The sequence below is a fragment of the Leclercia sp. UBA7405 genome, from assembly GCF_037152215.1.
GTDB classification, from domain to species: domain Bacteria; phylum Pseudomonadota; class Gammaproteobacteria; order Enterobacterales; family Enterobacteriaceae; genus Enterobacter; species Enterobacter pneumoniae.
On the sequence record NZ_JBBCMR010000002.1, the window covers coordinates 314,435 to 329,002 of the forward strand.

13 protein-coding genes are annotated in these 14,568 nt (G+C 60.0%); 10 read left to right on the top strand and 3 right to left on the bottom strand.

The window, feature by feature from the left end:
• The first annotated feature begins 12 nt into the window (after positions 1–12).
• From WFN75_RS13805 to WFN75_RS13830, 6 genes are read left to right on the top strand one after another with little or no spacing between them, the layout of a single operon-like run.
• Complete coding sequence (locus tag WFN75_RS13805; protein WP_336996442.1) at positions 13–1,194, top strand: ABC transporter permease; 1,182 nt, start codon at positions 13–15, stop codon at positions 1,192–1,194.
• Positions 1,184–2,719, top strand: coding sequence for an SUMF1/EgtB/PvdO family nonheme iron enzyme (locus tag WFN75_RS13810; RefSeq protein ID WP_212478277.1), 1,536 nt, complete (start codon positions 1,184–1,186; stop codon positions 2,717–2,719). Before WFN75_RS13805 ends, WFN75_RS13810 begins: the two co-directional genes overlap by 11 nt.
• Before the next feature lie 23 nt (positions 2,720–2,742).
• The gene (locus tag WFN75_RS13815) at positions 2,743–3,444 is read left to right on the top strand and encodes a hypothetical protein (RefSeq protein ID WP_207292909.1); all 702 of its coding nucleotides are present in this window, start codon (positions 2,743–2,745) and stop codon (positions 3,442–3,444) included.
• 10 nt (positions 3,445–3,454) lie between these two features.
• A complete protein-coding gene (locus WFN75_RS13820) occupies positions 3,455–3,937 on the top strand; it encodes a hypothetical protein (RefSeq protein WP_212478278.1) in 483 nt (160 codons plus the stop codon).
• Positions 3,938–3,990: 53 nt separating this feature from the next.
• Positions 3,991–4,470 (top strand): hypothetical protein, encoded by a 480-nt coding sequence (locus tag WFN75_RS13825; RefSeq protein ID WP_212478279.1) that lies wholly within the window; start codon positions 3,991–3,993, stop codon positions 4,468–4,470.
• 11 nt (positions 4,471–4,481) lie between these two features.
• Positions 4,482–4,913: an IrmA family protein gene (locus WFN75_RS13830; protein WP_336996339.1), complete on the top strand. Its 432-nt coding sequence runs from the start codon at positions 4,482–4,484 to the stop codon at positions 4,911–4,913.
• On the opposite strand, the gene WFN75_RS13835 is transcribed toward WFN75_RS13830, so the two are convergent.
• Together WFN75_RS13835 and WFN75_RS13840 are read right to left on the bottom strand one after the other, a co-directional pair.
• On the bottom strand, positions 4,910–5,518 hold the full coding sequence (locus tag WFN75_RS13835) for an ATP-dependent Clp protease proteolytic subunit (protein WP_040077345.1): 609 nt from the start codon (positions 5,516–5,518) through the stop codon (positions 4,910–4,912). The two genes, WFN75_RS13830 and WFN75_RS13835, sit on opposite strands and share 4 nt — an antisense overlap.
• 62 nt (positions 5,519–5,580) lie before the next feature.
• The gene (locus WFN75_RS13840; protein WP_336996340.1) at positions 5,581–6,351 is read right to left on the bottom strand and encodes a DeoR/GlpR family DNA-binding transcription regulator; all 771 of its coding nucleotides are present in this window, start codon (positions 6,349–6,351) and stop codon (positions 5,581–5,583) included.
• An 86-nt stretch (positions 6,352–6,437) separates the two neighbouring features.
• On the opposite strand from WFN75_RS13840, the gene WFN75_RS13845 reads away from it, so the two are divergent.
• From WFN75_RS13845 to WFN75_RS13860, 4 genes are all read left to right on the top strand, one after another.
• On the top strand, positions 6,438–6,620 hold the full coding sequence (locus WFN75_RS13845) for a hypothetical protein (protein WP_336996341.1): 183 nt from the start codon (positions 6,438–6,440) through the stop codon (positions 6,618–6,620).
• On the top strand, positions 6,617–7,774 hold the full coding sequence (locus WFN75_RS13850; RefSeq protein WP_336996342.1) for an MFS transporter: 1,158 nt from the start codon (positions 6,617–6,619) through the stop codon (positions 7,772–7,774). The genes WFN75_RS13845 and WFN75_RS13850 overlap by 4 nt, the downstream gene beginning before the upstream one ends.
• Before the next feature lies 1 nt (position 7,775).
• The gene (locus WFN75_RS13855) at positions 7,776–8,162 is read left to right on the top strand and encodes a VOC family protein (protein WP_207292902.1); all 387 of its coding nucleotides are present in this window, start codon (positions 7,776–7,778) and stop codon (positions 8,160–8,162) included.
• Positions 8,163–8,360: 198 nt separating this feature from the next.
• Complete coding sequence (locus tag WFN75_RS13860) at positions 8,361–8,978, top strand: response regulator transcription factor (RefSeq protein ID WP_046886473.1); 618 nt, start codon at positions 8,361–8,363, stop codon at positions 8,976–8,978.
• On the opposite strand, the gene WFN75_RS13865 is transcribed toward WFN75_RS13860, so the two are convergent.
• Positions 8,970–14,534, bottom strand: coding sequence for a trifunctional serine/threonine-protein kinase/ATP-binding protein/sensor histidine kinase (locus WFN75_RS13865; RefSeq protein WP_336996343.1), 5,565 nt, complete (start codon positions 14,532–14,534; stop codon positions 8,970–8,972). The genes WFN75_RS13860 and WFN75_RS13865 overlap by 9 nt on opposite strands.
• Positions 14,535–14,568: the final 34 nt, after the last annotated feature.

The window sequence follows — 14,568 nt, forward strand, 5'->3', positions numbered from 1 at the left end:
CTGCTATGGCGCATGGCGTTCCGCGATCTGATCCACGATCGTAAAGTTGCCCTGTGCATCATCTTTTCGCTTATCGCCGTGATTGCCCCGCTGCTTCTGCTTTTTGGGCTGAAAAATGGCATCGTCAGCCAGCTACGCCACCAGCTTCTGGAGGATCCTCGTACCCGGGAGGTGCGGATCACCGGCAACGGTAATTACGATTTTAGCTGGCTGGAACGGCTGGCTGAACGCCCGGAAGTGGGCTTTTCGATCCCACTGACCCGATCGCTGAATACCCAGGCGGATCTGGTGCGCGATGGGCAGCACTTTGTGGCCGGCGCCGAGGTGATCCCCACCGGCGCCGGAGATCCGCTGCTGGCGGGCGTTGCCGTACCGCGTCAGGATCGTGAGGTGGTGCTCAGCGCCAGCGCCGCTCGTCGGCTCGACCTGAAGCCTGGAGAGACATTTCGCCTGATGGTCAGCCGTAAAATTGACGGTCAAAACCAGCGTGCCGCCTTCGCCCTGACGGTTAGCGGCATACTGGATGACGCCCGCTTTGCCCGGGCTGGCGCCTTTATCACCCTGCCGCTGTTGGTCGCGCTGGAGGATTACCGCGACGGCTACCAGGTACCGCTGTTGCAAGTAAGCGCAGGCAAGCCGCCCAGAGAGCGCACGCGCTTCTCGCGTGCCCGCGTTTACGCCCGCTCACTGGATGATGTCTCCGCGCTGGCTCGCTGGCTGGAAGCACAACACATTGAAGCGGTCACCCAGTCGGCACAGATCGAAGCCGTACGTGCCATCGATCGCGTGCTGGGCGTCATCTTTGGGGTGATCGCCTGGATCTCAGCGACCGGCTGCATCGCCTCGTTGATCGGCGCCTTTATTGCCAACATCGATCGCAAACGTAAAGACATGGCGGTGCTGCGGCTGCTCGGTTTCCGTCGACGCGCGGTAACACTGTTCATTGTGATTCAGGCCCTGTGCCTGACGGGCGTAGCTTTCGGTGCCGGGCTGGTGCTCTACCTGCTGGGCAGCACGCTGTTTAACCGGGTGCTTGGCGCATCGTTACCCGATCGGGCGTTTGTCTGCCACCTCGAACCCCTTCATTTTTTGGCAGCGCTACTGTGCGTGCTGGTCGTTGCACTCAGCGTTGCCGCTATCGGGGCCATACGCGCCCTGAAGATTGAACCTGCGGAGAGTTTACGTGAAATTTAAACTGGCACTGGGCCTGACGCTGATGGGCCTGGGTTACTCCTGCGCCGTGCAGGCCACCTGGGATGAAAAATTCTGGAACCCGAAGCCGCTGGCAGACGATGTGATACTGCCCATGCCGTGCGATGGCGCGATGGCTTTCCGCAAGGTCGCCATTCCGCAGAACAAGCCCCTGGAAGATTACAACATCACCCTCGGTCAGGAGGGCGATGAGTGGGGTTACGTAGAGCAAGCGCGCCAGGAGCATATTGCCGGCAGCTTCCCGGACCAGAAGAACAAAGGCCGTTATTACCTGATGGCAAAGTATGAACTGAGCGACCTTCAGTTCCGCGCCCTCTCAGGGGAGTGCCCAAAGGCCGACATGAAAGGCCGCCTGCCAAAAGTGAACATTGGCTGGATGGACGCAATGGCCTTCGCCAATCAATACAACCTCTGGCTGCGGAAAGAGAAACTCGCCGCGCTGCCAAAAGACGATGGCCAGCCGGGCTTCCTGCGCCTGCCAACCGAAACCGAGTGGGAATTTGCAGCCCGTGGCGGGCTGGCGGTCTCACCCTCAGAATTTCGCGATGTGCATTTCCCGATGCCGGAGGGGCTGAATGGCTACGTCTGGTATGCGGGAGCGCAGTCGGCCAACGGCAAATTGCAGCTGACGGGCCTGTTAAAACCCAACCCGCTCGGCCTGCATGACATCCTCGGTAACGTTGCGGAGATGATGTTTGAACCCTTCCGCCTGAACAAGCTGGATCGCCTGCATGGTAAGGCGGGCGGCTATGTGGTGCGCGGCGGTAGCTACGTCACGACCCAGGGGGATATCCGCAGCGCTCTACGCGGTGAAGAGCCTTATTACAGCGAAAGCGGCGAGAACGTCAGTAAAACCACCGGCGTGCGCCTGGTAATGGTCTCGACCACCCTCACCTCCCGCGATCGTGTGAAAGAGATTGAGAAAGAGTGGCAGGCGCTGGGCAGCGAGCAAAAAACAGACACGAAAGGTAAGGCACCGGATTCACTGCAAAACCTGAACGCCCTCTCTGCCAAAGTGCAGGATGACGGGCTGAAAAAGGAGCTGGAGAAGCTGCGTGCCGAACTGCGCGCCAACGGTCAGCTGCGCGATGAACAGCGCGACCAGGCTATTCGCACCTCGCTGCAGCTGGGCGCGTTCCTCTGCACCAAGATGAAAGATGATGGGGAGTTTCTTGATCGTCTGAATCAGCTCTACAGCAAAACCTGCGCCGCAGACAGCCAACTGGACGCTAACTGCTCACGCCGGCAGGAACAGCTTGGCCAGCACCAAAAAGCGCTGGATTTCATCTCCAGTTATTACGCTGACACGCTGGTCGATATGGGCACGACCTACAACAAATCGCTCATTGACCCGCAAATCGCTGTGGTCCAGCAGCAGATGGCTGCACGCGGAAAAACAAACCTGAATGGCTACCTGGACACCTACTGGCAGAACCTTCAGGGCTACTGGAAAGATGGCAAAGTCGCGCGTGATGCGTGGTTGATGGCATGTAAAAAAAATAAATAATTCTGACAAGGAGATAGCAGTTAATGATCACTTTTAAAGCGTTACGCACAGCAATGGTTGCCGGACTTCTGGTGGTACTGGCGGGTTGTCAGAGCACAGGCAGCAGCGGTGGCGGCGTCGATCCACGTCTCGCCAACAACCAGGATGTGGAGTTCTTTAACAAATCTGGCTGGCAGGCTTGCGCCGGCGGCGCGGCGCTGGGTGCGCTGGCGTGTGCCGTCAGTAACTCCAGTAACAAAGCTGTGTGTATGGCGGCGGCGGCGGTAGCAGGCTGCGGCGTGGGGATGGGTGCCAACGCCTATCTGGACAATCAGCGTAAAAAGTATGCCTCGAAAGAGCTGCAGTTAGACGCGGCGATCAAAGATGTGGAAAGCGAAAATGCCCGTATCCAGAGCGCCACGAACGTAGCGAAATCGGTTATCGCTTCCGACAAGCAGACGCTGGCCAGCATCGAAAAAGAGATGGCCGCTAAATCCGTGAAAAAAGACGAAGTGCAGAAAAAAATCAAAGGGGTGGATGCCAATATCGCCTACCTGCGGAACACCATCACGGATATGAAAAAGCATGAGAAACAGTGGAAAGACGTCTCTGCGAGCATGAGTAAATCCGGCAGCGACACCGAAAACCTGGACAGCAAAATTGCGCTGATGCGCGACAAGATCGGCTCTCTGCAGGGTGAGCTGGACAGTCTGTATACCCAGCGTACCGCGCTGAAAGTGGGTTAAGGAGAGAGTGATGCGTTATCTACTGCTGGCCGTAGGCGCGCTGCTACTAAGTGGCTGTGCGACCAACGCGCGTGACTGTGACCCGACCACGGGCGATGTCAGTATCATCACCAAATTCAACTGCAACTATTCCGGCACCTGGGATAAGCGCGTGGATACGAAACAGAGCACGCTGGCGCACGAACAGGTATTGAATGCGGAATTCAAAGCGGTTAACGAAGCCATTGAGAAAGAGAAAGCGCAGAGCAACGCCAGCGTTGCCAGCAAACGTCAGTCTCAACAGGCGTTACAACGCTCGCTGAATAATCTGGTGGCGCAGCTGAAAAGCAAAACCGCCGGTCGTGCGGATGCGCAGAAGCAGGTCGCCGACCTGGAAAAAAGCATCAAAGCGGCGCAAAACCGTCCGAGTGACTCTGAAATGCAAAAACAGATGGAGCTGCAAAAACTGCAGGGTCAGCTGACCGATCTGCAAGCCATGCTGGCAACCCAGTAATGCGCCCCTGCCGGGTATCACCCGGCAGGTTTTCTCCTTTCCAGGACAACGCCATGAAAACAAAATTGATTGCCCTCTCCCTGCTGGCTACGGCGACGCTGATGAACTCTGCCGTTGCGGCGCCGCCCGACCCGGAGCTGCTGTTCAACTGTGACTTATCCAACGGCAAAGGGGTTGTCGTGCGCCTTAATAATGACGTGCCCACCTACTATTATGGGTCGATTGAAAAAGTCGAAATGACACTCCCAAAAATCGAAGGCGATAAAACCCAGGTTCGCGCAGGACAGATCCCGTTCTCAGGCGGGGGCGCCTTCTACTACCGCTTCATTAACGGCGTTTACAGCTACGTGGTGTACAGCGGCATGGGCAAAGGCTGGGAATTCACCGGCCTGAAGGTCTATAAAAACGCCAGGCTGTTGATGCGAAAAGCCTGTACCAACGGCGGCTTCATAACCCAGACCTACCGGGGTGAAAATCTGGTGCAGGAAACAGACACGGGCGACGACGGTACCTACGGCTTTGCCGACGAATGACGGGAGAGGTTATGAAACAACAACTGAAAGTAGGTGCCCTGCTCGCCTGCCTGGTCACCGCGGCGCCCGCCAGCGCGCTGGAAATCTGGCACTCAAACACCGTCTGGGCAAATCAGGGGATGTGCAGCGCCACCTTTATGCTGGATAGCGGCATGGAGGAGACAGGCCCGCTGGAGATAGGCGTCGAGCTGGTCAATGCGAAGGGGGTGGTCATCGCGTCCGATACGCTGAATGTGGATGCCTTCGGCGATGCCGAAGCCACCCGCTATCAGACGACCTTTCTGGAAGGTGAAGCCGTGTGTGAAGATGACCTCATCGTACGCTTCACCTCCCTGGCGCGGGTTTCTGGCCAGCAGAAACAGCCGCTACCGCTGAGCGATCTGCAGATCCGCGATTTTAAGCCCTTCAGGCTTATCAATACGCAGGCGGATAAGCAGGGTTAATCCAGCTTCAGCTCATCAAAGTGGGTAATGATCTTACCCACTATGCCGTAATCGAGCGCTTCAGACGGCGACATCCAGAAGTTACGGTCGGTGTCCTTTTTCACCTTCTCCAGCGGCTGCCCGGTGGCATCGGCAATCAGCTTATTCACGCGCTCCAGCATGCGGATGATCTCCCGCGCTTCGATCTCGATATCCGTTGCCTGCCCACGTACTCCACCCAGCGGCTGGTGGATCATAAAGCGGGTATTGGGCAGGGTATAACGATGCTCTTTTTTAGCGGCAAGGAAGATGGTGATGCCCGCGCTGGCGACCCAGCCGGTGCCAATCACGTGCACTTCCGGGCGGATAAATTTAATGAAGTCGTGGATGGTATCTCCCGCCTCCACGTGGCCGCCCTGGCTGTTGATGTAGATCTTAATCGGATCGTTATTGATGCTTTGCAGCAGGATCAGCTGGCTCACCACTTTCTCGGCCAGCGCCTGGTTGATCTCCCCGGAGATCACGATCGAACGTGACGCCAACATCTTCTGCTGAATCAGCGCGCTGCTGCCGGTTTCGTTCTCTTTGGTCGTCTCATCATGATCTTTATTCTGTGCGTAATACATGGCTCTCTTCCTCGGCTTTTAGCGCTAAAAACTGAGTGTAGCCCGTTTCGTGTCGCATGGCATCAGGCGCTGACGATCCGCACCTCCTGCGCGGCAAACGCGGCGATGACGTCGCTATCCAGATCCGCCTCCACCACCAGCACGTCGATATCGCTGCATGTCGCCACCACAAAGCGCGCTACGCCCGGAATTTTATCGGTGGTGAGTGCCACCAGGGTCTGGTTGCTCTGGGCGATTACCGCTTTTTTAAACGCACAATCCGCAAAATCGAAGCCGGTCAGCCCCATCTCCGGATCCATGGCGCAGCCGCCGATAAAAGCCTGATCGAAGATCATGCCCTGGATTTGGCGCGTGGCGGTACTGTCCACCGTTCCGCCTGAGGCGCGCTGGATCTGCCCGCCGGTGATAATCACCTCGCACAGGGGGTGGCGCAGCAGTTCGGCAGCAATGGCCGGGGAGTTGGTCACCACGGTCAGGGCCAGATCGGCCGGAAGGGCTCTGGCCAGCGCCAGGTTGGTGGTGCCCGTATCCATAAAGAGGCAGCCTCCCGCCTTCACCAGGGTTGCCGCTTTCTGCGCGATCTGCTCTTTTTTGGCATGATTCTGCTGCTCGCGGCTGATAAACGTGCCTGCGTCGGCCAGCTGTAATACCGCGCCGCCGTAAACCTTTTTACAGATCCCCTCTTTGCTAAGCTCTTGTAAATCCCGGCGAATCGTGTGCTCAGAGACCTTCATTTGCTTCGCCAGCTCGGCGCATACCACCCTGCCCTGTTGTTGCAGGATCTGGCGGATCCGATCTTGTCGTTGTTCCGGAAAAGCTGCATAATCGAGCATAAATAGCCTTGTTAATTTTTTAAATCGAGCAATAGTGAGCATGATGTTGCATAGAGGCTCACCCTGTCAATCACTGGAGCGTCACCATGAAGCGCGATGATGATTACCGTCAACAAGTGCCCGCCACCAGGCCGCACGATGGCTTCTTTTTTGAGCCTGCCGCCCCCGGTGCCCGCGCCGAACAGCGTGTAGGGCGCGACGCGTCCGGCTCCCCCCTTTTACGTAGCGCCAGCCCGGCCCTCCCCCGACCCAATAAGGATGTTAAATGAGTTTGCAGACCACAGGCCCGGTTCACCGCCTCGCCACCCGGATCGTCTTTTTTATTGCCGGCTACGTCACCGCCACCTGGGCGGTGCTGGTGCCCTATGCCAAAGCCAATACCGGCGTTAACGAAGCCACCCTGGGTTCCCTGCTGCTCTGCCTGGGGATGGGGGCGCTGGTGGCGATGCCGCTTACCGGGATGCTCACCAGCCGTTACGGCTGCCGCAAGGTGATCGTGACCGCGCTGGCTATGGTGATTCTGACCACGCCGCTGCTGGCGATGATCACCAGTCCGCCGTTGCTGGCCGCCGCGCTGCTGCTGTTTGGCGTGGGGGTGGGGGTAACCGACTGCGCAATGAACATTCAGGCCATTATCGTTGAGCGCGACGCGCCTGGCCCGGTGATGTCGGGCTTTCACGGGATGTACAGCGTGGGCGGTATCGCAGGCGCCGGTGCGATGACCCTGCTGCTGACGCTCGGGGCCAGCGCGCCGCTCGCCTGCCTGATCATTATTCTGAGCGTGGTGATCATGCTCGCCGCCAGCCTGAAAGGGTTATTACCCTGGGCTAACCCGGCCTCTGGCCCGGCCTTTGCGATACCGCGTGGCGTGGTGTTACTGATTGGCGCCGTCTGCTTCGCGGTCTTTCTCGCCGAGGGGACGGTGCTCGACTGGAGCGCGGTCTACCTGACGGAGGTGCGTCGCGTACCGGAGTCGCTGGGTGGGCTGGGCTTTACCAGCTTCGCGGTGGCGATGACCCTGCTGCGTTTAACCGGGGATAAGCTCATCGCCCGCATTGGCGCACCGCGTGCGGTGGTGGGCGGCGCCCTCGTCGCGGCCCTCGGCTTCGCGATAGTGACCCTTGTGCCGGTGTGGCAGCTGGCGCTGCTGGGCTACGTGCTGATTGGCGCAGGCTGCGCCAATATTGTGCCGGTGATGTTCTCGGCCGTGGGTCGCCAGAACCGGATGCCGCAGTCGGTGGCGGTGCCAGCCATCACCACCCTGGGTTATCTCGGCGTCCTGGCCGGGCCGGCGGTAATTGGCTATGTCGCCCACGCCACCTCGTTAACTCAGGCCTTTATGATCATTATGGCCCTGATGCTGGTCGTGGCAGGGCTTTCCCTGACGGTCACCTCAGGTCAACACGCGCAACGTGAGGGATAAGATGAAAATTGCACATGTCGCACTCTGGACCCGCAACCTGGAGGCTCAGGTCGCCTTCTGGCAGCAGGTATTTAACGGGCGCAGCAACGACCGCTATCTCAGTAAAAATCGGCCGGGATTTGCCTCGCACTTTATTACTCTGGCCGACGGTCCCACCGTTGAGCTGATGACGGTGCCGGATCTGCCGGATGCTCCGCCGCATGCGGAGTTTATCGGCTGGGCGCATATTGCCCTGGACGTGGGCAGCAAAGCCGATGTGGATCGGATGGCGGCGCAGGCGCGTCTTAACGGGACCCTGCTCAGCCCTCCGCGAATGACCGGCGACGGATTTTATGAAGCGGTTATCGCCGACCCGGACGGCAACAGAATTGAGCTGGTGGGGGAGTAATTCCCCCTTTTTTACACGCCAAAATTATCTCTTCCCCGACATTCATACGGTTATCATATTGTTAAATGATAATGATAATTAATGTGTTAAAATTAATGCGTTCATAAAACTGCCGCCTGACCAGCATCGATAAAGGCGCGGTTTTCACGCTGTACGAAATCCTCTCATCTTTATCAGGCTGAAACATTGGGGTTATTAATGGAACACATTGTCTACGTCGTCGATGATGATCATGCTGTCCGGCGGTCCGTGGTCGGGCTGCTGGAATCTGCCGGATTGAATGCGATTGCCTTCTCCTCGGCGGAATCTTTTCTGCAACACCCTTTCGAAGATCTCCCCTCCTGCGTGGTGCTGGATATGCAGATGCCCGCCATCAGCGGCTTTGAAGTGGCAGATGCCCTGAAGGCCAGCGGGCGCGAAATTCCGATTATTTATCTTACTGGCCATGGCACCATCCCGATGACCGTGAAGGCGATGAAAGGCGGGGCCTATGAGTTCCTCACCAAGCCGGTGGCATCGAACGACCTGCTGAATACGATTGGCGACGCGCTAAAGCTGGCGCAGGACAACGCGCTCCAGCTACGCGAGCAGTACTCCCTGAAGCAGCGCCATCTCTCCCTTACCCCGCGCGAGCAAGAGGTGCTGCAGCTGGCCATCAGCGGCATGCTGAACAAGCAGATTGCCGCCGAGCTGGGGGTGAGCGAAATCACGGTCAAAGTCCACCGCCGCCGGGTAATGGATAAGATGCAGGCCCGCTCGCTGGCAGACCTGGTCAGGGCCGCAGAGCGCCTGACCATAAGCCTGCCGTCAGAGTAACGCCTCGCCGCTTGCCAAGGGCAGCGTAAAGGCAAACACGCTGCCGTGGGGATCGCGGTGACGGGCCGTCAGCTTGCCCCGGTGGCGTTCAATAATGCTGTAGCTGATGGTCAACCCCATCCCCATCCCCTGCGCTTTTGTGGACCAGAATGAGTCGAAAATGCGCTCCATCAGCGCCGGTTCAATACCGGTCCCGCTGTCGGCAATTTCACATCTCACCAGCCCCTCCTCGGGGTTCGAGGTCGAAAGAACCAGAGTGCCCGGCCGCTCCGTGACGTCCGCCATCGCCTCCACGGCGTTCATCACCAGGTTCAATAACACCTGCTGGATCTGCACGCTATCGCCCATGATAAAGCTGTTTTCCGCCGCCAGTTCATAGCTGACGTTGATACGGCGCTGCTCCAGTTCGCTGCGCGACAGGGTGATGATATGGCGGATCGCATGGTGCAGATCGAGGCGGGCAAAGGTGGGATCTTGCCGGCGGGTAAGGGATTGCAGGCTGCGGATGATCTCCCCTGCCCGCTCCCCCTCGGAGATGATCTCCTCCAGCCCCATCCGCGCCTTATCCAGCCGGGCCGGATCGCGATTGAGCCAGCGCAGGCTCGCCCCGGCGTTAGAGACGATAGACATCAGCGGCTGGTTGATCTCATGCGCGATAGAGGAGGACAACTGCCCGACGGTGGTGGCACGCGAGACGCGGGCTAAATCGGCCTGTGCCACGCGCATGGCGTCTTCGGCCATACGCTGGCTGGTGATATCAGTGATGATGCCAAAATATTCGTTCACCTCGCTCCCCACGCCCACCGGATCGCCAATCCCCAGAATGGTGCGGGTGGCGCCGTCGGCGCGAATAATACGAAACTCGGCGCGCATGGTCAGGCCGTCGCGCACACTCTCGGTGACCAGGGTACTGATGCGCGGATAGTCATCCTGATGAACAAAGGTCAGGAACTCTGCCATCGAGATCATCTTCTGCTTTTCAGGCAGGCCGAGGATGCGCGCATACTCTTCGGACATAAACATCAGATCCTGCTGCAGCTCCCAGCGCCAGCTTCCGGTGTGGCTAATCTGCTCGCCGAGCATGAGTGAGGTCTGGCTGGCACGCAGCTCCTTCTCGACCCGGCGGCGCTGAATGTTCTCCTCCACCAGCTCGGCGTACAGGCGGGCGGTCTCCAGCGAGATGGCCGCATGCGCCCCCAGCAGGCTTACCACGCGGGAGTGTTCAACGGTAAAGACTTCCGGCATCAGGCGGTTTTCCAGGTACAACACCCCCACCAGCCGCGCCTGTTTAAACATCGGCACGCACATCACCGCCGCGCCAGAGGTGACCAGATAAGGATCCTGGCTAAAGGGGTGAAACGCTTCCGGCTTGCCGGTGTGGATCTCCTGGCCGGTGCGGATCACCGCCGCCAGCACCGTGAGTGGCATATCGGAGGCCGTCGGCACGTCTTTCATGATCCGCACCCGCACGCCGTCCGTCGAGGTGATGGCGCTGGCCTCGATCTCCGGAATGGTGTTCTCGCCCACGCGGATCAGCAAGCCGCGCTGGGCGCCAGCACGCTCCAGCAGAATGGTCATCAGGGTTTCGATCAGCCGTTCGAGGTTGATCTCCTCCGACAGCGCGCGCGACGCCTTGATTACGCTTTGCAGATCGCGGATCTCTTCATTGCGCGCAAAGGCCACCGTGTCCCAGGCGTTCGCCTGTCCGGGGGCGAGCAGATAGGGGAAATCCTGCTCCAGTTGACGCATTTTGGATTGCGCCCCGGCCCGCCCCCAGGCCGTTAACGCGCCACGGAAGTGGGCGTCGGCGGCGGTCGGGTAACCGCAGGCGTGAGCAAATCGCCCTGCCAGCTCGTGGGCCATGGCGTTGTACGGGCTGAAACCCGCCTCGCGCGACAGGCGCACTGCCTTCTCATACTGCTCCAGGGCGATGCTGTTCATGCCATCAAGGCGTACGATCTCGGCGTAGATCAGCGCCTCTTTATCGGCAAAGGTGCCCGGATTGATGCGTGCCCAGAGGGCGATCTTGTCATAGTGGAGATGGATCTGGCGGCGAAGATCGGCCGAGAAGGTCTCCGGCGTCAGCTGCTGCGAGAGCGCCAGCGCGCTGTAGAGGTGGTAATCCAGCAGGTGAATATGCCCCGGCGCAGACCAGGCAAACTGCCCGGCCTTTTCGAGGTTTTCCGCCGCCTGCGGGTATTCGCGACAGGCGAAATGGGCCATGCCCCGGTAGAGCCAGAACCAGAACAGCATAGTTGAGGTCTGTTCCGACGCCTGTCCCGGCGTGGCGGGCAGCAAAGATTCCGGCAAGACCTGCGCCGCGCTCCACTGCCCCTCCACCGGGGTGCGCAGATGTTCCACATAGTGGCGCTGAATCAGCAGGGTGGCTTCCACATCCTGGAAATGGGTTTTGCGCACGTAAGCAAGGCCACGCTCAATGCTGGTCAGCACGGCGTCGAGGTGATCGCCCCGGGTCAGGAAGTTGATCACCTGATGGCAGGCGGCAAAGCAGGCCATCGTCATGTCACCGTGGGTCACGGCAGAGGTAAAGCAGGCTTTGGCGCACTCAATGGTGTATGAGAGCGGCTGCGTCCAGACGCTGAGCTGGTCCAGCGCCAGCAGGGTTTTGGCTTCAAAGGCGTCGTAGCCGTGACGGTTGACCAGCTCCCGCGCCAGGGTGCCGTACTGGAACCCAAGGCGATACTCCGCATAACGTTGGCCAATCAGCACGCCAAACCAGGCCATCGCCGTGGTAGAGGCGCCGGTAATACCGCGATCCAGCGTGAGCGTCATCATCCGGCACAGTAAAAGAAAGTGCAGGCGCGGGTGGGTAAAGCTGGCGAACAGGCTGGCACTATTGAGCAGGTTCATCACCGCGTCGGTTTCGTCGTCATCCCTGCGTGCCAGTCCACGAAAATGGCGATCCGGATTGTCCCCCACGCGGCGGCACAGGCTATGCCAGGCCTCGTCGCACTCGGCGTCATCGGGATAGCGGCTAACGTGAATACCAAAGACCGCCAGCCAGCAGAGCGCCGCCTCCAGCGCCAGCCGGTTGTCGGACTGACGCATATACACTTCCGCCAGCAGGTTGGCCGCCAGCGCTTTTTCCGTTAACCCGCCCGGGGCACCCAGAATGCGATCGCACAGCCTGCGGGTGATATCTAGATTGCCCAGGGCAAACTCGCACCCGGCCTCTTCGAGATCCAGCGCCACATCGCGCACGCTCCCGGCGTTACCCAGCGCGCGGGCGGTCTGAATATAGCTCAGGGCCGACCGGTAATCGCCCGAGCGCCTGGCGCGGCGGGCAGCCAGCAGGCTCAGCTCACGGAACTTCTGCCGCTCGGGGGCGGGCTGAATGCAGTCCAGCGCCGCCGTGACGTGGTGGACGGCGCGGAACAGGATCTCGTTGCCTGCCGCCTGGCGTGCCGACTCCGCCAGCACGCAGGCGGTGGTCAGGTGCAGGCGGCTCTTCTCTTCGTTATCCAGCAGCGCAAACGCGGCCTCCTGGACCCGGTCGTGAATAAAGGCGTAGTCCCCGTCGCTGAGGGCGATCAGCTGCGCGGTCACCGCCGGGTGCAGGGCATAGCGGATCTCCGCGACAGACATCCCCACCACGCGGCAGACCATCTCCAGCTCGCCGCTGCCGCCCAGACAGGCGATACTCCCCAGCAGATGGCGGGTCTCTTCCGGCATCTCCTCCAGCTGCTGTAACACCAGCGTGACCACGTTTTCGGTGTAGTGGCGGGCGCGGATGGCCTCAAGATCGTAGCACCACCGGTCCTGGTACTTATTGTGCGTCACCAGCCCGTCATCAACGATGCGGCGGAAAAACTCATGTACAAACAGCGGATTACCGCCGGTTTTTTCGTGAATCAGCCCCGCCAGATCGGCGGTGCTGGCCGAGCGGGTATGGAAAATATCGGCCAGCCAGCGCGAGACCGCCTTCACCGACAGCGCCTCCGGGCGTAGCTCGACGGTGTTGCGCGATGCGCGCTGCAAATTGGCCAGCGACAGCTCATGCGCGCTGTCATCCCGATACGCCACCACCATCAGCATGGGGAGGGTGCTGCCGCTGGTCAGGAGGTCCTGCAGGATCTGCAGGCTGGCGGGATCTATCCAGTGGATATCATCCAGCAGCAGCACCAGCGGGCAGCCCTGGCTGGCAAAAGATTTCACCAGCGCCAGCACCATCTGGCTAAAGCGCGCCCGGGCATCGGTCGAGAAGGTATCGCTGGAGAAACGCGGTTTGTTATCCAGCAGCAGGCCCAGCTCCGGCACCAGGCCGACGGCTAAGGTTTCGTAGCCCTCCAGATCGCGCGACAGGCGAACTTTCCACTGGGCTACCTCCTCGGTGGACAAGCCCAGCAGATGCAGCGCCAGGGCGCGAAACGCCGAGGTGAGCGCCGCATAGGGTAGCGCGGGAGAAAACTGATCCACCTTGCCTACCGCCAGCAGCACATTGCGGTGCTGGAGCGCCTTCAGCCCCGAGGCGATCAGCGACGATTTACCAATCCCCGACGGGCCGCTGATGGTCACCAGCCCGGCCAGGTTATCGCGGCACACCCGATCAAAGGCGTTAAGCAGCTCCGCCGTCTGGGGATGGGCATTGTAGAGGGTATCGGTCAGATAAAAGGCCGGGGAGCGATCCTGCAGGCCGGGGGTAAAGGCCGCGATATCCCCGTCGTCGCTCAGGGTCGCCTGGCAGCGGCGCAGATCGGCTATCAGCCCGTCCACGGTCTGATAGCGGTGCTCGGGTCTTTTCGCCAGCAACTTAAGGACGATAGCCGAGAGCATGGCCGGAATACCGGGCAAGACGGCCCCCGGCGCCCGGGGCTCAGAGGCGATGTGGTAGTGAGCCCACTTGCCCTGATCCTGGCCCCCCAGCTCAAAGGGCAGGCTGCCGGTCAGCAGTTCGTAGAGCACGACGCCGAGGCTATAGAGATCGCTGCGGCTATCCACCGCTCTGTGGGTGCGGGTGGTGTGCTCCGGTGACATATAGGCGGGGGTGCCGCCGGTCACCGACAGCCGCGTCTGGCTGAGATCCTCTGCGCCACCGGACGACAGGCCAAAGCCCCCCAGCCGGCAGCGATGTTCGTCATCGATAAAAATATTGCCGGGCTTGATATCCCCGTGCACCAGGTTGCGCAGGTGCATCAGGCGCAGGGGGAGACAGATGCGGATCGCCAGATCGAGAAAGTGCTGCATGCCGGCCATCGGCGTGCCGACCCTGCGGGTCAGCAGCACAAAGGCGAAGGGGGCATAAACCAGGGCAAAGCGTCCGTGATATTGCGTGCTGGCCACCGGGCGCACGGCCCAGTCGTCGCTCAGGTACTCACGCAGGGCAAACTCATTGCGCAGCAGGCGCGTTGCGCTGGCCTCTTCCTCATCGCTGACGGCGGTCGCGATGATAAACGCGCCGCCGGAGGCAGGCAGGCGTGCGTTCAGCCAGCAGAGGCTACCCTCCTGCCCCAGCGGCGTAAAAATGACGTCTTCTTTAAGCACAAAAGCCTGCCCCTCAGAGAGACTCTCAGGGGCAGGCAGCGATGGGTTGTTCATCCACGTTCCTTATTTTTCTTCATTAATGGTTCTC